Origin of the sequence: Sulfitobacter sp. 1A13353 (genome assembly GCF_043557255.1) — a bacterium.
GTDB classification, from domain to species: domain Bacteria; phylum Pseudomonadota; class Alphaproteobacteria; order Rhodobacterales; family Rhodobacteraceae; genus Sulfitobacter; species Sulfitobacter faviae.
In genome coordinates, this window is sequence record NZ_JBIFFS010000003.1 from 510654 (window position 1) to 527962 (window position 17309).

The 17309-nt window shown below is 61.8% G+C and carries 18 protein-coding genes and 2 tRNA genes; 11 read left to right on the forward strand and 9 right to left on the reverse strand.

Annotation, left to right across the window (positions count from 1 at the left end; all coding sequences use genetic code 11):
- Positions 1–34: 34 nt before the first annotated feature.
- A complete protein-coding gene (gene trpA / locus ACGYLO_RS09780; RefSeq protein ID WP_271689379.1) occupies positions 35–826 on the reverse strand; it encodes a tryptophan synthase subunit alpha in 792 nt (263 codons plus the stop codon).
- A gap of 156 nt (positions 827–982) precedes the next feature.
- Here trpA and ACGYLO_RS09785 point away from each other — a divergent pair, with 156 nt between their 5' ends.
- Both ACGYLO_RS09785 and ychF read left to right on the forward strand, forming a co-directional pair.
- A complete protein-coding gene (locus tag ACGYLO_RS09785; RefSeq protein ID WP_067261693.1) occupies positions 983–1174 on the forward strand; it encodes a hypothetical protein in 192 nt (63 codons plus the stop codon).
- 59 nt (positions 1175–1233) lie between these two features.
- Complete coding sequence (gene ychF, locus ACGYLO_RS09790) at positions 1234–2331, forward strand: redox-regulated ATPase YchF (protein ID WP_271689380.1); 1098 nt, start codon at positions 1234–1236, stop codon at positions 2329–2331.
- Positions 2332–2417: 86 nt separating this feature from the next.
- On the opposite strand, the gene ACGYLO_RS09795 is transcribed toward ychF, so the two are convergent.
- A complete protein-coding gene (locus ACGYLO_RS09795) occupies positions 2418–2720 on the reverse strand; it encodes a hypothetical protein (protein WP_271689382.1) in 303 nt (100 codons plus the stop codon).
- A 435-nt stretch (positions 2721–3155) separates the two neighbouring features.
- Between ACGYLO_RS09795 and ACGYLO_RS09800 the strand changes: the two genes are divergently transcribed.
- The 3 genes from ACGYLO_RS09800 to ACGYLO_RS09810 all read left to right on the forward strand — a co-directional run bounded on the left by ACGYLO_RS09800 (position 3156) and on the right by ACGYLO_RS09810 (position 5419).
- Positions 3156–3245, forward strand: a tRNA-Ser gene (locus ACGYLO_RS09800).
- Between the two features lie 222 nt (positions 3246–3467).
- Positions 3468–3689, forward strand: coding sequence for a hypothetical protein (locus ACGYLO_RS09805; protein ID WP_394376400.1), 222 nt, complete (start codon positions 3468–3470; stop codon positions 3687–3689).
- Between the two features lie 143 nt (positions 3690–3832).
- Complete coding sequence (locus ACGYLO_RS09810) at positions 3833–5419, forward strand: gamma-glutamyltransferase family protein (protein WP_271689383.1); 1587 nt, start codon at positions 3833–3835, stop codon at positions 5417–5419.
- 62 nt (positions 5420–5481) lie between these two features.
- Here the strand turns inward: ACGYLO_RS09810 and ACGYLO_RS09815 are convergent, their stop codons facing one another.
- A complete protein-coding gene (locus ACGYLO_RS09815; protein WP_271689384.1) occupies positions 5482–5871 on the reverse strand; it encodes a DoxX family protein in 390 nt (129 codons plus the stop codon).
- A gap of 276 nt (positions 5872–6147) precedes the next feature.
- On the opposite strand from ACGYLO_RS09815, the gene ACGYLO_RS09820 reads away from it, so the two are divergent.
- Positions 6148–6222: transfer RNA gene (locus tag ACGYLO_RS09820), tRNA-Asn, on the forward strand.
- A 132-nt stretch (positions 6223–6354) separates the two neighbouring features.
- On the opposite strand, the gene ACGYLO_RS09825 is transcribed toward ACGYLO_RS09820, so the two are convergent.
- The 4 genes from ACGYLO_RS09825 to ACGYLO_RS09840 are packed head-to-tail and all read right to left on the reverse strand — an operon-like array spanning position 6355 to position 9880.
- Positions 6355–7107 carry an ABC transporter ATP-binding protein gene (locus ACGYLO_RS09825; RefSeq protein WP_271689385.1) on the reverse strand — a complete coding sequence of 251 codons (753 nt, stop codon included), beginning with the start codon at positions 7105–7107 and terminating at the stop codon, positions 6355–6357.
- Positions 7104–8048, reverse strand: a complete 945-nt coding sequence (locus ACGYLO_RS09830; protein ID WP_271689386.1) for an iron chelate uptake ABC transporter family permease subunit — start codon at positions 8046–8048, stop codon at positions 7104–7106. The genes ACGYLO_RS09825 and ACGYLO_RS09830 overlap by 4 nt, the downstream gene beginning before the upstream one ends.
- Entirely contained in the window at positions 8038–8985 is a 948-nt protein-coding gene (locus ACGYLO_RS09835; RefSeq protein WP_209217408.1) for an ABC transporter permease, read from the reverse strand. The genes ACGYLO_RS09830 and ACGYLO_RS09835 overlap by 11 nt, the downstream gene beginning before the upstream one ends.
- Positions 8986–8989: 4 nt before the next feature.
- Positions 8990–9880, reverse strand: a complete 891-nt coding sequence (locus tag ACGYLO_RS09840; protein ID WP_271689387.1) for a siderophore ABC transporter substrate-binding protein — start codon at positions 9878–9880, stop codon at positions 8990–8992.
- A 104-nt stretch (positions 9881–9984) separates the two neighbouring features.
- Here ACGYLO_RS09840 and ACGYLO_RS09845 point away from each other — a divergent pair, with 104 nt between their 5' ends.
- On the forward strand, positions 9985–10272 hold the full coding sequence (locus ACGYLO_RS09845; protein ID WP_271689388.1) for a DUF2218 domain-containing protein: 288 nt from the start codon (positions 9985–9987) through the stop codon (positions 10270–10272).
- 84 nt (positions 10273–10356) lie between these two features.
- Here ACGYLO_RS09845 and ACGYLO_RS09850 read toward each other — a convergent pair whose 3' ends face one another.
- Positions 10357–12336: a TonB-dependent receptor domain-containing protein gene (locus tag ACGYLO_RS09850; RefSeq protein ID WP_271689389.1), complete on the reverse strand. Its 1980-nt coding sequence runs from the start codon at positions 12334–12336 to the stop codon at positions 10357–10359.
- Positions 12337–12773: 437 nt separating this feature from the next.
- Between ACGYLO_RS09850 and ACGYLO_RS09855 the strand changes: the two genes are divergently transcribed.
- The 4 genes from ACGYLO_RS09855 (at position 12774) to ACGYLO_RS09870 (ending at position 16695) form a co-directional block, all read left to right on the forward strand.
- Positions 12774–13835, forward strand: a complete 1062-nt coding sequence (locus ACGYLO_RS09855; protein ID WP_136720422.1) for an extracellular solute-binding protein — start codon at positions 12774–12776, stop codon at positions 13833–13835.
- A gap of 61 nt (positions 13836–13896) precedes the next feature.
- Positions 13897–14982 (forward strand): ABC transporter ATP-binding protein, encoded by a 1086-nt coding sequence (locus tag ACGYLO_RS09860; protein WP_271689391.1) that lies wholly within the window; start codon positions 13897–13899, stop codon positions 14980–14982.
- Positions 14982–15839: an ABC transporter permease gene (locus ACGYLO_RS09865; protein ID WP_209217402.1), complete on the forward strand. Its 858-nt coding sequence runs from the start codon at positions 14982–14984 to the stop codon at positions 15837–15839. The genes ACGYLO_RS09860 and ACGYLO_RS09865 overlap by 1 nt, the downstream gene beginning before the upstream one ends.
- A gap of 4 nt (positions 15840–15843) precedes the next feature.
- The gene (locus ACGYLO_RS09870) at positions 15844–16695 is read left to right on the forward strand and encodes an ABC transporter permease (protein ID WP_067261320.1); all 852 of its coding nucleotides are present in this window, start codon (positions 15844–15846) and stop codon (positions 16693–16695) included.
- Positions 16696–16736: 41 nt separating this feature from the next.
- On the opposite strand, the gene ACGYLO_RS09875 is transcribed toward ACGYLO_RS09870, so the two are convergent.
- Positions 16737–17303: a poly-gamma-glutamate hydrolase family protein gene (locus ACGYLO_RS09875; RefSeq protein WP_394376401.1), complete on the reverse strand. Its 567-nt coding sequence runs from the start codon at positions 17301–17303 to the stop codon at positions 16737–16739.
- Positions 17304–17309: the final 6 nt, after the last annotated feature.

Sequence of the window (17309 nt, forward strand, 5' to 3'; positions counted from 1 at the left end):
GCGGGCTTGGGGTCGATTCCCAGGGAGAGGGGGGTTACGCTGAATGCGCCCCGTCGGCCAGTGACTTCACAAAGCCCAGCACATCCTTTGCGCTGTCGCCATTGGCGATCCGGCTTACGATGGCCGAGCCGATCACCACACCGTCGGCCACTTCGGCGATGGCGCGGGCTTTCTCGGGCGTGTTCACGCCAAAGCCCACGATGACGGGCAGGCCGCTGGCCTTTTGGATGCGCGCCACCTCGGGCGAGACGTCCGCGGCATTGGCTTCGGCCGAGCCGGTGATGCCGGTGATCGAGACATAATAGACGAAGCCGGAGGTGTTCTGCACCACGCGCGGCAGGCGCTTGTCGTCTGTCGTGGGTGTGGCGAGGCGGATAAAGTTCAACCCGGCGTCCTGCGCGGGCAGGCAAAGCTCGATGTCTTCTTCGGGCGGCAAGTCGACCACGATCAACCCGTCGATCCCGGCGTCTTTGGCCTCTTTCAGGAAGTTTTCGACGCCCATGGAATAGATCGGGTTGTAATAGCCCATCAGCACGATGGGTGTCGTGTCGTCATTCTCGCGGAAGGCGCGGACCATTTCCAGCGTGCGGTTCAGCGTCATGCCCCCTTCGAGGGCGCGTTGACCGGCAAGCTGGATCGTTGGGCCATCGGCCATCGGATCGGTGAAGGGCAGGCCAAGCTCAATGATGTCGACCCCGGCAGCAGGCAGGCCGCGCACGATTTCCAGCGAACGGTCGAAATCCGGGTCGCCCGCCATCACATAGGAGACAAACGCCTTTTTGCCGCGGGCGCGGAGGTCTTCGAATTTGGCGTCGATACGGGTCATGTGGCTTGCCTCATTTGGTGCTTTCCTCGGCAATGCCGAATGTCGCGGTGAAAATCAATCCACCGCGGTGCAGGGGGCGGCAAAATTCGCCTCCGGTGGGCGCCTATGGCACGCCGCGCCCTTCCATTTTGCGCAAAGCCTCCTATCTCATGGGCCATGAATTATGTACTCGCCCTTTTCCTGCCGCCGCTGTCGATCCTGCTGATCGGACGGCCGATCCTGTCCATCGTGGTCTTCCTGATCTGGCTGCCCGCGATCATCTTCTCGGGCGGGTTGACGCATCCGATGTTCATCCTGCTGGCTTGGATCCTGATCTATCAGGCGCATCAGGACCGACGCGCGCGCTGAGCCTTGCGCTTTGCGGCCCTTACCCCTAACACACGCGCAGCTTTTATAGGGGTATCGTCATGGGTTTCAAAATGGGCATCGTCGGTCTGCCGAACGTCGGCAAATCGACCCTTTTCAACGCGCTGACCCGCACCGCTGCGGCGCAGGCGGCGAATTTTCCGTTCTGCACCATCGAGCCCAATGTCGGCGAGGTGGCGGTGCCCGATGCGCGGCTCGACAAGCTGGCCGAGATCGCCAGTTCGAAAAGCATCATCCCCACGCGCATGACATTCGTCGACATCGCCGGTCTGGTCAAAGGTGCGTCGAAGGGCGAAGGCTTGGGCAACCAGTTCCTCGCCAACATCCGCGAAGTCGACGCCATCGCCCATGTGCTGCGCTGTTTTGAAGACGGCGACGTGACCCATGTCGAAGGCCGCGTTGACCCCGTGGCCGATGCCGAGACCATCGACACCGAACTGATGCTCGCCGATATTGAGAGCATCGAAAAACGTTTGCAAAACATCGTTCGCAAGGTGCGGGGCGGTGACAAGGAAGCGGTCCAGCAAGAGCGTCTGATGCGCATGGCGCTGGAAGCGCTGGAAGACGGCAAGCCCGCCCGCGTGGTCGAGGTCGACGAGGACGACGCCAAGGCTTGGCGCATGCTGCAGCTGCTGACCACCAAGCCCGTGCTTTACGTCTGCAACGTGGGCGAATCCGAGGCCGCCGAAGGCAACGAACATTCCGCCAAAGTCGCCGAGATGGCCGCCGCACAGGGCAATTCCCATGTGGTGATCTCGGCCCAGATCGAGGAAGAGATCAGCCAGCTCGAAGCCGAAGAGGCCGAGATGTTCCTTGAAGAAATGGGGCTGAAGGAAGCCGGGCTCGACCGGCTGATCCGCGCGGGCTATGAGCTTTTGCACCTAGAGACTTATTTCACCGTCGGCCCCAAGGAGGCGCGCGCTTGGACCATCAAGTCCGGCACCTCCGCGCCCAAGGCGGCGGGGGTCATCCACGGTGATTTCGAAAAGGGTTTCATCCGTGCCGAGACCATCGCCTATGATGATTTCGTAAGCCTCGGCGGTGAGGGCCCTGCAAAAGAAGCAGGCAAGATGCGGGCTGAAGGCAAGGGCTATATCGTCAAAGACGGCGACGTGCTGCACTTCTTGTTCAACACCTGATCAGCGGGGCAGGGGGCAAGGCTTCCGCACACGTAAAAAGCCCGGCAGCGCGCGCTGCCGGGCTTTTTGTTTGTTAGGGCAACAGCTTACTTGCTGTCGTTGCCCGTGCCAAAGCCACCGTAGACATAGCCTTCACCGGGGCTGCGCAGGGCGTTGCGTGTGCTCATCACGGTGTCGCGGTTCTTGTCGGTGTCGGCGGTGTTCAGCATGATGTCGTTCGCCTTGGTCGAGGCATGCGGGTTCCGCATACGGTCATTGTTGCCATAGACGTCGCTTGCGTCAGCGTTCACCGAAGTGTCGAGGAAAATGTCGTTGTGACGGGTGGAGTTGTCGGCAACGGCAGCGGTGGAGATCAAAGCGGCGGCGGCGGTGGTCATGATGAGTTTCATAGCGTGTTCCTTCAGGTTTCTCTTAAATCGCGTCAGTGCGATGTCATTGTTTGTGGTGAAGTAACGGGCGCTCCGCCGTGAAAGTTTCGCTGCGGTTGCGAGATTGGAGGTGGGGCGGGGCGTTTTGCTTGTTCGGAGGAAGGCTGCGGTCTGTTTTTCTGTATATATTCAGTTAGTTGCTATATCCCTCGCATTGTTTCACAAGTTATTCACGCTGCCGTGTAAGTTGCTACAGCCACGACAAATGGCAGGGAAATGCCAGTGGTTGGGGCTGCTGGGATGGCTGCTGCTGCACAGCAGCACAGTTGATCACGCAGTATCCTGTCTCAGCGCGGTGGATCAGCGGGCGGGAAAAAGAAACCCACCGCAAGAAATGCAGAATTTCCCACGAATTTCGCCTTGCCCCTCGGGCGCGACCTCTTTAGACGGGTCGACGGAGACGTGGCCGAGTGGTCGAAGGCGCTCCCCTGCTAAGGGAGTAGGCCCGGAAGGGTCTCGAGGGTTCGAATCCCTTCGTCTCCGCCACCCACACCTGCACGATAGCACCGCCCCCGACCGGGCTGTCATCGCATACGCCCCTAGCGTACCCCCGCTTTGCAACTTCGTTACATTTGCCCGGCACGGTCTTACCAGCCCTCCGCCTTATTCTCGGCAGAATTTTCGGCCAGCATTCTAAACATCCGGGGGGACCAGATCCTTGGCGATGGCGGCGAGACGCCCCATCGCTCAGCGAAAAGGAGGTTCCAGATGTTGGTTAACGTAAGAGACTGGTCTCGCATCCTGCATAATTGTATCTTCTCCGATGCCGATCAGTCGCTCTGTGCAAGGGCGTGGCAATACCGGGAGGTGAGCGTTCTTTGGGCGCTTTGGGTCATGATCTTCACCCCGGGCCATTGCGAGCGGAGTTTCCGCCACCACCGCAAGATGCTGCGCCTCACGGCGCGCAGGTCCCCGGGCAGCGGCGGGTAACAAAGCCGCCAACAAGCACGTTATCCCCGCGGAATTCTCCGGCTGGGCAGTTGCATGCAGATGCATTCACGTTCACTTTGCCGGCAACGCCGCAGGCGGCCGGTTTGACCGCGCCGCTGGCCTTACCCAAGCAAAGGACAGCTATGCTTCGTCACGATCCCATTTACCCGTCCCACCGATCTCCTGTGGTTGCCGACAATGTCGTCGCGACCTCTCAACCTTTGGCCACGCAGGCCGGTCTCTTGATGATGCAGCAGGGGGGCAATGCGGTGGATGCGGCGATCGCCACCGCCGCGGCGCTGACGGTGGTGGAGCCTACGGGCAATGGGCTGGGTTCTGACGCTTTCTGCATCCTGTGGGATGGGGAGAAGCTGCATGGGCTCAACGCCTCGGGCCGCGCGCCTGCGGCTTGGTCGCCTGAGCGGTTCCCCGATGGCATGGTCGAGCATGGTTGGGACAGTGTCACCGTGCCGGGCGCGGTCAGCGCTTGGGTCGAATTGATGGAGAAGTTCGGCAAGCTTGATCTGGCAACGGTGCTGGCCCCGGCGATCCGCTATGCCGAAGAGGGCTTCCTCGTCTCGCCCACCATCGCGACGCTCTGGGCGCGCGGGGCCGAGGTTTTGGGCAAGCAGCCGGGCTTTGCCGAGACATTTCTGCCCGAGGGCCGCCCCCCGCGCGCGGGCGAGCGGTTCCGCAACCCCGGCGCCGCACGCACCCTGCGGCTGATCGCCGAGACCAATGGCCGCGCCTTTTACGAGGGGGAGATCGCCGAAGAGATCGTGGCCCATGCCAAGGCCAATGGCGGCGCGATGACCATGGCGGATCTGGCGGCCAATAAGCCCGAATGGTGTGGCACGATCAGCCAAAGTTTTGACGATGTGGAACTGCATGAAATTCCGCCAAACGGGCAGGGGATCGCCGCGCTAATGGCGCTCGGCATTTTGGAGCATAGCGATATCCGCGCGCATGGCGCAGACGACCTGATGGCGGTGCATTTGCAGATCGAAGCCTGCAAACTCGCCTATAGCGATCTGCATGCCTATGTGGCGGATCGGACGGCCATGACGGAGGTCGACGAAAAGGCGCTGCTCGATCCCGCGTACCTCAAGTCCCGCGCCGCGCTGATCTCGACCGAGAAGGCGCAGGACTTTGGCGCGGGCGCGCCCAAGCAAGGCGGCACGGTTCTGATGAGCACGGCGGATGCGTCGGGCATGATGGTCAGCTTCATCCAGTCGAACTACGCGGGCTTCGGCTCGGGCGTGGTGGTGCCGGGGACGGGCGTATCGATGCAGAACCGCGGCTTTGGCTTCACCACCGAGCCGGGGCATCAGAATATCGTGGCGGGGGGCAAGCGGCCCTTCCATACGATCATCCCCGGCTTCGCGATGAAGAACGGCCAGCCCCTGATGGCCTATGGCATGATGGGCGGCCCGATTCAGGCCCAAGGTCATATGCAACTGCTGCTGCGCACGCAGCTTTGGGGGCAGGACGTTCAGGTCGCCGCCGATGCGCCGCGCTGGCGCATTCTGTCGGGGCTGGAAGTGGCTTGCGAGCCGGCGATGGCGCCCGAGCTTTTGCAAGGGCTGCGCGATTTGGGTCATGTCGTCCATGTCGAAGCGCCGGACAACGCTTTCGGTTTCGGCGGCGCGCAGCTGGTGCAGCGTCTGCCCGAGGGCGGATATTCCGCCGGGTCCGATCCGCGCAAAGACGGGCAGGCGGCGGGTTTCTGATCCGGGCGTCTTTGCCCATGTGAGTTTGGCATGGCCCGTTCCAGGGCCATGCCGTTTTGTTTTCAGCCTTGCCCGCGCATCGCGTCGACCGACCACGGCCCCGGCCCGGCGGCTGCGAGGTAGAGAAAGCCAAAGCTGTAAAGCGCCGCCAGTTCACCGCCATTCAGCAGCGGAAAGAACCCCTGCGGCATATGCGCGATGAAATAGGCCACCGCCGTCAAGCCGCTCAGGATAAAGGCTGACAGGCGCGAGAACAGGCCGATCACCAGCAAGACGCCAAAGACCAATTCGATCACGCCCGCGATTCCACCCATCGAGGCGATCGACACGCCGTTCATCGGCCCGGCTGGAAAGCTAAGGATCTTGGTCGTGCCATGTTGCAGCACCAAGAGCCCCGACATGATGCGGAAAAGCGAGAGTATCTGCGGCTGGTAGGGGGAGAGGAAGGTCATGTTTTCCCTTTCAGGACATTGAGTTGTTCATACGAGCCCAGTTTCAACCGCAGCCCGCGCAACCCGTCCAGCCCTAAGCGCCGGGGGAGGAGATGTGTAACGGACCTGTGATGCCGGCCCCCGGTGCCGAACCGTGTCGCGGGGCGCATTTCACGGGCGTTTGCAGATAATCGAAAAAAATTCACTTCAATCGGTCAATTGCTCTTGCGCACCCCGGACCGCCCGCGTTAAAGAGCCGCTGTCCGAGGGCGTTGCCCGAAAGACAGACATAGGCATTCCGGCGTAGCTCAGCGGTAGAGCAGTTGACTGTTAATCAATTGGTCGTAGGTTCGATCCCTACCGCCGGAGCCAATCTCTCCTAGAGATCAATTAGATAAAGCCGCCTCCGCAGGCGGTTTTTCTTGTTCTCAGGAGGGGATGGAATGCTCTTCTTGTAGCGCAGAGATGGGTTCCGACCTTAGCCAATCGCCCCTTGCCCCCCCCTCAAACAGCCACCACAACCGTATCCCCAATACGATGCACCCGGGCCGAAGTCCCATAAACCTCCGAAAGCATCGCATCCGTCACAACCTCTCGCGCTGCACCGTGATGCGTGATCCGTCCGTCCTTCATCGCCACGATCTGATCGGCATAGGCGGCGGCGTAATTGATATCGTGCAGCACGATCACGATGGTCCGGTCATGGGTGCGGGCGAGGTCTTGTAATGTGTGCATCAGGCCGCGCGAGGCCGCGATGTCGAGGTTGTTAAGCGGCTCGTCGAGCAGGATATAATCGGTCTCCTGCGCAAAGGTCATGGCCACCTGCGCGCGCTGGCGTTGCCCGCCTGAGAGCGTGTCGAGGCGGCGCTCGGCGAGGGGGGCAAGGTCGAAGGTGGCCAGTGCTGCCTCCACCCTTTCGCGGTCTTCCGCGCTCGGGCGGCCCTTGTGGTAGGGGTAGCGGCCAAAGCTCACCAACTCGCGGACCGTCAGCAGGGGGGCCGCATCGCTGGTTTGGGGCAGGATGGCCAAGCGTCGGGCCAATGCGTCGTTCGCGCAGGCGCCGATTTGCAGGTCATCGACCATGATCTGCCCGTGCTGAAGCGGGATCAGCCGGGCGATCAGCGACAGAAGCGTCGATTTCCCCGCGCCGTTGGGGCCGATCAGCGCCGTGATCCCGCCGCTCTGCAAGGTCAGATCGATCTCGCGCAGGGTCGGCTTGCCGTCCCGGTCGTGGTTCAGGTCACGGATGGTGATCATCTGGGTTTCCTCCGCAGCAGCAGGATTAGAAAGACAAGGCCGCCAAGCACATCGACGATGACGACAAGCGGGGTCGAGGAGCGCAGGGCGCGCTCCAGCACCATCTGCCCGCCGACCAGCGTGATGGCCGATACCAGTCCCGCCGAGGGCAGCATGATGCTATGAAACATCACCGGGGTGATCTGCCGCGCGACGCTGACCACCAAGAGGCCGAGAAAGGCCATCGGCCCCACCAGCGCGGTCGAGACCGAGACGAGGATCGACACGAGGACCAGCACTTGGAACATGCCGCGCTTCGGGTCTTCGCCGAGATTGACGGCGCTTTCATCGCCCAGCGACAGCACGTCGAGCCGGTGGCGCATCCGCCAAGCGGCGATCAGCGCGCCGCCGGTCAAGAGGGCGGCGAGGGTGAGAAGCGGGGTATCGACGCGGCCAAAACGGGCAAAGGCATTGGCCTGTAGGACCATGAATTCATTGGGGTCGATGACCCTTTGCAGAAAGCTTGAGACCGACCGGAACAGCCCGGCAAAGATGATGCCCGTCAGGATCATGCGAAACAGGTCATGTCCGCCGCGGCGCAAGAGAGTGCCGAAAAGCGCCAGTGCGGCCCCCATCAGCAGGAGGCTGTTCACCAGAAACTGCGCAATCTCAGGCAGTTGGGTAAAAGTCTGGCCGCCGAGCACGAAGATCAGCACCGTCAGCGTCAGCAGATAAAGCGCATCGAACCCCATGACCGAAGGCGTCAGAATGTGATTGCGGGTGATGGTCTGGAACAGCACCGTGGCGGTCGAGACCGAGACGGCGACCAGCAGCAGGGCGATCAGTTTATTGGCGCGAAACGATAGGACAAAGCCCCAGTTCCCCCGCGCGCCGAGCCCGAGATAGAGCGCGATGCAAAGGCCCAGCAGCGCCAGAAGCCACCAAAGACGCTTAGGATACATGGCGTTTCGGCCCATGCAGCAACCACAGGAACAGCAGGGCGCCCACCACGCCGAATACCGTGCCTACGGGGATCTCATAAGGATAGCGGATCAGCCGCCCGAGAATGTCGCACAGCAGCACGAGGCCCGCGCCGGTCATCGCGGTGAGCGGCAGGCTCCGCCGTAGGTTGTCGCCTGCCAGCCGGGCCACGATATTGGGCACGACCAGCCCGACAAAGGGGATCAGACCCACTGTCACTACGGTTAGGGCGGTGACGATGGAAATGGCCAGCAGCCCGAGCACCATCGTCTGCCCGTAGTTCAGGCCAAGGTTGATGCTGGCCGTGCGGCCCATGCCGATGATCGCGAATTGATCGGCGGCGAGATAGGTCAGCGCCGCCACCAGCGCCACCAGCCACAGCAGCTCATACCGGCCTTGCAACACGCCGGAGAATTCACCGTTCATCCAAATCTCGACATATTGCAGCAGGTCCGCCTGATAGGCGATGAAGGTGACCGCCGCCCCAAGGATGCCGCCGTAGATCAGCCCCACCAGCGCCACCAGCAAGGGCTGGGTTGGGGGCAGGCGCTGCACGATGGCCAGAAACCCCGCGCCCGCCGCAAGGGCGGTGAGGGAGGCGAGGACCATCTTGACGAAGATTGAGGCCCCCGGCGCGAAGAGGGTGACCAAAAGGATGCCAAGCGCCGCGCCTTGGCCCGTGCCCGCGGTCATCGGTTCGACGAAACGGTTGCGCACCAGCATCTGCATGATGGCCCCGCTCACCGCCAAGGCCCCGCCCGAGATCACCACGGCGATGGTGCGCGGCGCGCGGCTGACCACCAGCAGTTCCAAGGCCGCCGGATCAGACCAGAGCGCCGCCCAGGACAGGTCGATCACCCCGACGAAAAGCGAGGCGACCGACAGGACCACAAGGAGACAGGCAAGGGCAAGCGCCACGGGCTTACTGCTCCGTCAGGGCGGCGTTGATCTCATCCAGCGTTCGGGTCATCGACTGGATGCCGCCGCCTGCGATGTAGATGGGCGCGGCGCTTAGATGGACGACTTGGCCGGTTTTCCATGCGGTCGTCTCATGCACCAATGCGTTGTCGAGCGTGGCACGCGCGCCTTCGCTTTCCTGACCGATGGCGGCCATCCGGTCGATCACCAGCAGGATGTCGGGGTTGGCCTCGCGGATGAATTCAAAGCTGATCGCCTCACCATGGTTGGCCATCTCGACATCCTGCACCGCTTCGGGCAGACCAAGCGCCTCATGCAGCCAGCCAAAGCGCCCGCCGATGCCATAGGCGCTGATCTTCGGCCCATTGGTCATCACGATCAGTGCGCGGCCTTTGCCCGCCAGCGCGTCTTTCGTCTGGGCGAGCTTGTCTTGAAAGGCGCTCGTCAGGGCTGCGGCCTCATCCTCTTTGTCAAAGATCTTGCCATAGGCTTCCAGCCGGGCGAGCCCTTCGCCGATGGTGTCTTGCCAAATGGTCATGTCCAGCGTCGGCGCGATCCGCGCCAGTTCCGGCACCTGTTCGGAGCTCCGGCCCCCGGCGATGATCAGGTCGGGGTTCAGGGCAAAAAGCGCCTCGTAATCCGGCTCGAAAAGGGAGCCGATGATCTCAGTACCCGCTGCCGCGTCTTCGAGGTAGGGCAGATAGACCGGGCGCACCAAGCCCTGCGGTGTGACGCCGAGCGCGGTAAGGCTGTCGAAGGCCGCCAGATCGTAGACCGCCACCGTGGCGGGGGTAAGCGGCGCTTCGGCAGGGCCGCGAGCGGTGTCGACCGTCACGGTCTCGGCCAGCGTGGGCGTGGCGAGAAGCAGGGCCAAGAGGGCAAGGGGTTTGATCATAGCGGTAACTCTTTCATCAGGGAGGAGGGGAAGCCGGGCCGGTGTTTACCATTCCAAAGGTCCGGCTTAGGACTAAGGCAGAAAATGCATCCGGAGAGAGCGCCATGCCGACGACCACAGGATTTTACCAAACCGAGAACGGCTCGAAATACTTGCAGCAGCTGTGCAAACATTTCGGCCATAAGATCGAGACATCTTACGACAGTGAGAAGGGCTATGCCGCTTTCGAGATGGGCACGGCCTATATGACGGCGGACAGCAAGGGCCTCACCGTCACGGCGACGCTCGACGATCCCGAGATGGTGCCTGCGCTGCATAGTGTCATTGACCGGCATCTTGAAACTTTCGCCTTCCGGGAAACAGAAAAGAACATGGTTTGGACGGTCGAATAGGCCGCCCCTTCACAGAAAATCCCGGCGCCGTAATGGGCGCCGGGTAAAAGGCCGAACCGGGGTACGACCAAGCGTAGCGTTTGATCAGAAGACGATCTCAGCGCTGAGGCGGATAGAGCGGCCCGGCTCGGTCAGCGGCTCCACTTCGCCCACGAACTCTTGGCCATAGGTGGCGCGGCTGCTGTATTGCTCATCGAAGAGGTTGTTCACCTCGGCGCGCAGGGTCAGGTTGTCCATCCGCTTGGGCGTGTATTCGGCAAAGACATTGGCGATCGTGTAGCCGTCCAACTCCGGACCGCTGCCGCCTGTCGCGGCGTCATAGGTATCGTCAAAGTCGAAAGCGACCTGCACGTCACCACCCAAGAGAACCCCGTTGTTCAAACGATGCGCCACTTGGAAGGTCAGGAAATCGCCCATCGGCATGGTCAGGTAGTTGCCGTAGTAGGAATCGGCAGAGCGGCCATTGATCTCGGTGTCGATGCGGGCAAAGCCAGCGCGGAAGAAACCATCTTCCCATGCGGTGCCGAGACCCAGTTCGAAGCCGCGCGATTGCACATCCGCAGTGAAGGCCGGGCCACCGCGATAGCTGGCGGCGCGGGCGTTGTCGATGTTGGTAGCGAAAAGCTTACCGTCGAGGACCCATGCGCCCATGGTGTAATTCGCGGCGAGGTAGAGGTTATCGGCGGTGACTTCCTCGATGCCGGAACCATAGTCCCACGCGGGGTTGAGGATATAGTTCTCGGCCAGTTCCAGACCGCCCCAGACATGGGAATAGCCCGCGCTGATCGTCAGGTCGTCCGAGACATCATATTCGCCCGAGATATTTCCCGAGAGGCCCGATTCAGACTGCGAGGAACCGTCGGTCCCCTCGAAATCCTGAAAATCGGCCCGCGCCCCGAAGGACAGCCGCGTATTGCTGCTGGGCTCCATCCGCGCTTGGGCGAACAGACCGATGTTGCTGAGTTTCTCTGTCGCCGCCTCACGCGCGCCGGAGGACAGGGCGAGATAGTCCAGATCGGCTTCGTCGGAGTAGAAGTCGAGACCTGCGTTCAACTCACCCCAGCTCAGCGCGAAACGGTTTGAGAATTCGCCGCTTAGGCTCATGGTTTCACCGCTGGTGATCGAATTGGTCGACAGCGCCGACTCGTCGTTAACCAGTTTGGTGCCGCTATAGGCCAGCCGTGCGGTGGGGTTCCACATCGCCGTCGGCGTGGTGTCGCTGTAGCTCAGGACGATATTGGTGCGCTCCAGATCATAGGGGCGGTCTGCGGGAAGCGGGCGGCCCCCGACGATGGCACCGAGGTTTGCCCGGTAGGGCCGGATTTCATCGTCGACCACCCGTTCGTAAGACAGCTCGACCCGGTCGCCGCTCTGCGCCTCATAGGCCAGTTTGCCCAGCCCGCTGAGCAGGTCGGTGCCCGAGCCGATGATCTCGTCCCCATTGCCATCTTCGCGCAGCCCGCCATCGGCGACCTTTGCAAAGCCGAGGTATTCAAACCCGCCCTCGCGGCCATAGACCGACAGGCTGTTCGAGAAGATGTCGCCGTTGCTGTCGTATTCCAGCTTGTAGCGCCCGCCAAAGGTCTCACCCGGGGCCAGCAGGTCGCTCGCGTCTTTGGTCTCATAGGCCAGCGCGCCGCCCAAGGCGCCGGGGCCGGCATCGGCCGGGGCCACGCCGGGATCGACGCGGGCGGCTTTCAGCAGCGCGGGGTCGATCAGCGTGGTGGTATTGTGGTGGAACACCTTGTTGTTCTGCCGCGCGCCGTCGATGGAAATGGCGAGGTTGTTCTCCTCGATCCCGTTCACATAGACCTTTTGCGACATCGGGATCGAACTGCCGACCGCAATGGTGGGCTCGGCCACGAAAAGCTCGGACAGATCGGCGGGATTGCTCAGCGCCAGCCCTTCGCTGGAAATTGAGATGTCATCGTCTTCCATCCCCGGAACGGCTGGCATCTCAAGGACGATGGTGCCCAAGAATGCTTCGTCGTTATTGCTCTGCGCATGGCCTGCGGCGGGAATCATCCCCGCGGCGAGGCAAACAAATGCATGTGTCGGTTTCATTAAAGTTCCCCTTACTCAAAATGCCCGGAACCAGAAAATGACCCCTCAGACGGCTTTGCGGCGATTCCTTATAGAAACCGTCAGGAATCTCAAGAGGCTTGGTTTGAGCGTGGGGCTGCCTGTGTCTTTTGGGTAAAGGTAGGGGGTGGCAGCAGGGGTGCGGGGCCGTGGATCACCTTGGAAAAGGGGCGGCTCGGACCGCGAAGAGGTGCATTCCCCTTGGCCCCCGAAAGCGCAGGCGGCCTCGTCAGCCACCCGACCCACGGTCACAGCCGCCCAAAGCAACCCTGCCAAAACAAACGGCATTTTCCGCCACTGTCACAAATCTTTTGCACTCTCAGGCCACAAGGAGCCGCGATGCGCCGAAGTATAAATTGACCAACTGGTCTAACGCGCGCATTCTGCCGACAATGAGTACACTAGAAAGAGGATTTCCCATGACAAGAACCATTCTGCTGGCCGGCACCATGCTGGCGGGGCTCGCCTCCGTGGCCCAAGCCGACACGCTGCGCCTTTTGACATGGGGCGGCTACGCACCTGAGGATGTGGTCGCGAAATTCGAAGAAGAGACCGGCCATACCGTCGAAGTCACGAAATCCAACAACGAAGAGATGATCGCCAAGCTGCGCGCCACAGGCGGCGGTGGTTTCGACCTCGCCCAGCCTTCGCAAGACCGCATTATGGGGCCGCAGATGGAATTCGGCATCTACAAGCCGATCGATGTCTCCAAGTTGAACAAAGAGCTTTTCATCCCCTCCATGCTCGACGCGACCATGGCCAACACCACCGTGAACGGCGATGTCTACGGCGTGCCGCACGTCTGGGGCACCTCCGGTCTGGTGATGAACACCGCCGAAGCGGGTGACACGGTCAAGGACTATACCGACCTCTGCGCGCCCGAAGTGGCGGGCAAAGTGTCTTACCGCCTGAAGCGTCCGACGCTCATCGGTTTCGCCTTCGCCATGGGTGAAGACCCCTTTGCCGCCTACGACGACGAGGCAAAATATGCTGAGATCATGGGCAAGGTCGAAGAGAAGCTGATCGAATGCAAAGAGAACGTCAAAACCTACTGGGGCGGCGGCGATGAGCTGATGAACCTGCTGCGCTCGGGCGAGGTGACCGCCTCCATGGCATGGGACACCGGCGGCTGGAAGCTGAACGACGACAACGCCGACATAACCTTCGTGGCCCCAGCCTCGGGTGCGCTGGGCTGGATCGACACCTTCGTTCTGCCCGCCAAAGGGCAGGCCGACGATGTGGCCTATGAGTGGATCAACTTCGTCATGCAGCCGGAAATCGCGGCGATGATCACCGCAGCGGCGGGCAACTTCACCGCCTCCGCAGGCGCGGATGAGTTTGCCGAAGACAGCCTGAAAGCCAAGTATCAGAACAGCTTCCCGCAAGAAGCCGTCGACAATATCAAATGGTATCCGCCGGTGCCCGCCGGTCTGGAAACCATCGAAGGCGAAGTGCTGGACCGTGTCCAAGCTGCCAACTGATAACTGACCCTACGAGCGGCACCCTCATATTGGGGGTGTCGCATCTTTATACGGAATTCACATGACCCCAGATCTGGAATGCGTCGACCTCGTTAAGCGGTTCGGCGATACCACCGCTGTTAATAACGTCTCCTTCACGGTGCCGCCCGGCAGTTTCTTCTCCATCCTCGGGCCTTCGGGCTGCGGCAAAACAACAATCATGCGGATGATCGCGGGGTTTCTCGACCCCACCTCTGGTGACATTCGGATCAAGGGTGGCTCGGTGCTTGATACGCCGCCGAACAAGCGCCCGGTGAACATGGTGTTCCAGCATCTGGCGCTTTTCCCGATGATGACGATTGCCGAGAACATCGGCTACGGGCTGCGCCGTCGCGGCATGCCCAAGGCCGAGATCGCGCGCAAAGTCGACGAGGCGCTTGACCGGATCGGCCTGCCGGGCATCGGCGCGCGCAAGGCGGATGAGCTTTCGGGCGGGCAGAAGCAACGGGTCGCCATCGCGCGCTGCATGGTGTTGGAGCCTGACGTGCTGCTGCTGGATGAGCCGCTGGGGGCGCTGGACCTCAAGCTGCGCGAACATATGAAGGTTGAGCTGAAGGCCCTGCAAGCCGCCTTTGACACGACATTCGTCTATATCACCCACGACCAATCCGAAGCGCTGGTGATGTCCGACCAGATCGCAGTGATGAGCAATGGTCAGTTCGAGCAGGTGGGCCGGGGTCAAGACCTCTACTACCGCCCCGAAACGCCCTTCGTCGCCGGTTTCATCGGGGAATCGAACCGCTGGAAGGGCCGGATCGAACGGGTGGAGGGCGACGCCCTGCAACTGCGCACCGACAGCGGGCTTGCCATGTGCGCCACCGGCGTGGGCCTTGTCCAAGGGGCAAAGGCTGAGATTTTCGTGCGGCCCGAATCCATTCGGCTGGCTGCCAGTGCCGATGCGCTGTCGGGGTTCGACAATCAGCTAAAGGGCACTGTCACCAGCCTGTTGTTCAACGGCGCGGCTTCCCGCGTCTTGGTGCAGGATGATGTGGGCGAGACGCTCGAAGTCACGCTGCCGCAATCGGGGGAGTTCTCAAGCCTGAAACGCGGCGACGTGGTGCATATCGGCTGGGGCGCGGGGCAGGCGACCTGCTTTGGGGTCGCGTGATGCGCAGCCAATCCCGACTGACATTCTACCTGCTGCTGACGCCCTTGGTGTTGTGGCTGGGGCTTTTGATCATCATCCCGCATATCGACATGCTGCTGATCTCGCTGCGCGAGCGGATCAGCTTTGGCGTCTATGAAACCAGTCTGGCGCAATATGAAAAGGCGCTGACCGAACCGCTGTATTTACGCACCTTCTGGCGCACGGCGGTGATGTCGGTGCTGGCAACCGCGCTGACGCTGCTGATCGCCTTTCCGGTGGCCTATTACATCGCCAAAATGGCGAAGGGGCGCTTGCAGCAGGTGTTGTTCCTGCTCTGCCTGATCCCGTTTTACGTCTCGGAACTGGTGCGCACCTTTGGCTGGATGATCCTGCTGCGCGAGACCGGTCTCGTCTCGAACCTGTTGCAATGGGTGGGGCTGGCGGACCGTCCGGTGGAGTTGCTTTATACCGATGCCACGATGATGGTCGGGCTGGTCTATACCTCTATGCTTTTCATGGTGGTGCCGCTTGTCACCACGCTGGAAAGCCTCGACGACAGCGTGATCGAGGCGGGCTATGATCTGGGCGGCAGCGGGCTTTCCGTCCTGCGTGAGATCATCATCCCCCATGCCATGCCCGGTATTGTGTCGGGCTGTATCGTGGTCTTCATGCTGAGCTTGGGCAACTACCTGACGCCGACGATGCTGGGCGGCAAGGACAGTCTGTGGTTCACCGAAATGATCTATAACCAGTTCATCGTGCGCTCCAATTGGGAGCTGGGCGCCGCCTTTGGCTTTATGCTTTTGGTGCTGTCTTCGGTGATCGTCTGGGGGATGCTCTGGCTGACGGGCCGGACCCTCAAGGAAACGATGGGGTGATCCAATGATCCCGACAATCCCGCAATCGCGCAGCTTTCGCATTGTCTACGGTGGCTATGTGGCGCTGTTCTTTCTCTATCTGGCCCTGCCGCTGACCGTGGTGGCGGTCTTCGCCTTCAACGACAGCCAGTTCCCCTCTCTCCCGTGGGAGGGGTTCACATGGAATTGGTTCTTTGGCGAGGAGCGCCCGCAGATCGGCGTCTTTCACGAACGCGGCATTCTGCGCGCGGTCGGCACCTCGGCCTTTGTGGCGCTTTGCGTGGCGGTGCTTTCCGTCTGCGTGGGCACGACCAACGCCTTTTTGTTCAACCGCTATGAGTTCCGTGGCAAGGGGTTCCTCTATGTGCTGATGCTGCTGCCGCTGGTGATCCCCGGCATCGTCTTAGGCATCTCGGTGCTGGTGTTCTCCTCAACACTGGCCAATGGCGTCTGGGACTTGGCACAGATCGACATTCAGGCGCTGCGCCCCGGTCTGCTTTTGGTGATCCTTGGGCAGTTCAGCTTTATCACCACCATCGCCACGCTTGTAATCTCGGCCCGGTTGCAGAAATTCGACCGGACCTTGGAAGAGGCGGCGCTGAACCTTGGCGCGGACCGGCTGACGGCGGTGCGCACGATCACGCTGCCCTTCCTTGCGCCTGCGATGGTCGGGGCCGTAGTGGTGGCGTTTTTGATGAGCTTCGAGAACTTCAACACAACGCTGATGCTCGTGGGCTCCGACGCGCCGCTGACCATCGCCATGTTCGACCGGCTGAAAGAGGGGTCGACCCCGCTGCTGAACGCCGTGTCGCTGCTCTTGATGCTGGGCTCGTCGCTTTTGGCGCTGCTGGTGATCCTTTTCCAGAAAAAGGGTTAAGCCCCCTCGGCAGGCCCGCCAGCCGGGCCTGCCGCTTTCGGCTAGAGTGCGGCACGCACCGCCCGGCTGAACCTTTCAAGCGAATCCGCATCCTCCGCCAAATGGCGCCTCAGCGACCGGGGCAGTTCAAGCTGCACCCCCGTGCCCTTGCGGGTGCGGTTGCAAATGTTCGTCTCATGCAGGCCGGGCAGGGTGGTGTTTACCTCCGCCCCGAAGCCCGCCGCGCGCAGGGCGGCACCAATGGCATCGCGCATCACGTTGTCCCGCCCGCCAAGCCATACGGTTTCTGTGCCATCGTCTTTGCGGCCATGTACGGCGATGGCCCCCTCGGGGCCGCCGACAAGCGCCAGCGCCTGCGGCTCATCGAAACGGTGCGAGGTGATGTGAAAATCCCCATGCGCCCCCGGCTTTAGCGCCTCGAAGACATAGAACGACAGGTCGCGCCCCGCGATGGCCTTGGCGATCAGGCCCGTCTCGGGTTCGATCGTGCCGCCATGCGGGGCCAGAATGACGACCGCGCTGCCGCGGTCCTCGGCCCGGATGCGGTAATCGACGCCCGCGACCATCTCGGCGGAGAGGTCGGCAAAATTCTGGAAGCGATCTGCCATAAAGGC

Bases quoted from the DNA above. Each gene is read 5' to 3' on its own strand.
- trpA (WP_271689379.1), bottom strand. From the start codon at position 826: ATGACCCGTATCGACGCCAAATTCGAAGACCTCCGCGCCCGCGGCAAA.
- ACGYLO_RS09785 (WP_067261693.1), top strand. From the start codon at position 983: ATGAATTATGTACTCGCCCTTTTCCTGCCGCCGCTGTCGATCCTGCTG.
- ychF (WP_271689380.1), top strand. From the start codon at position 1,234: ATGGGTTTCAAAATGGGCATCGTCGGTCTGCCGAACGTCGGCAAATCG.
- ACGYLO_RS09795 (WP_271689382.1), bottom strand. From the start codon at position 2,720: ATGAAACTCATCATGACCACCGCCGCCGCCGCTTTGATCTCCACCGCT.
- ACGYLO_RS09805 (WP_394376400.1), top strand. From the start codon at position 3,468: ATGTTGGTTAACGTAAGAGACTGGTCTCGCATCCTGCATAATTGTATC.
- ACGYLO_RS09810 (WP_271689383.1), top strand. From the start codon at position 3,833: ATGCTTCGTCACGATCCCATTTACCCGTCCCACCGATCTCCTGTGGTT.
- ACGYLO_RS09815 (WP_271689384.1), bottom strand. From the start codon at position 5,871: ATGACCTTCCTCTCCCCCTACCAGCCGCAGATACTCTCGCTTTTCCGC.
- ACGYLO_RS09825 (WP_271689385.1), bottom strand. From the start codon at position 7,107: ATGATCACCATCCGTGACCTGAACCACGACCGGGACGGCAAGCCGACC.
- ACGYLO_RS09830 (WP_271689386.1), bottom strand. From the start codon at position 8,048: ATGTATCCTAAGCGTCTTTGGTGGCTTCTGGCGCTGCTGGGCCTTTGC.
- ACGYLO_RS09840 (WP_271689387.1), bottom strand. From the start codon at position 9,880: ATGATCAAACCCCTTGCCCTCTTGGCCCTGCTTCTCGCCACGCCCACG.
- ACGYLO_RS09845 (WP_271689388.1), top strand. From the start codon at position 9,985: ATGCCGACGACCACAGGATTTTACCAAACCGAGAACGGCTCGAAATAC.
- ACGYLO_RS09850 (WP_271689389.1), bottom strand. From the start codon at position 12,336: ATGAAACCGACACATGCATTTGTTTGCCTCGCCGCGGGGATGATTCCC.
- ACGYLO_RS09855 (WP_136720422.1), top strand. From the start codon at position 12,774: ATGACAAGAACCATTCTGCTGGCCGGCACCATGCTGGCGGGGCTCGCC.
- ACGYLO_RS09860 (WP_271689391.1), top strand. From the start codon at position 13,897: ATGACCCCAGATCTGGAATGCGTCGACCTCGTTAAGCGGTTCGGCGAT.
- ACGYLO_RS09865 (WP_209217402.1), top strand. From the start codon at position 14,982: ATGCGCAGCCAATCCCGACTGACATTCTACCTGCTGCTGACGCCCTTG.
- ACGYLO_RS09870 (WP_067261320.1), top strand. From the start codon at position 15,844: ATGATCCCGACAATCCCGCAATCGCGCAGCTTTCGCATTGTCTACGGT.
- ACGYLO_RS09875 (WP_394376401.1), bottom strand. From the start codon at position 17,303: ATGGCAGATCGCTTCCAGAATTTTGCCGACCTCTCCGCCGAGATGGTC.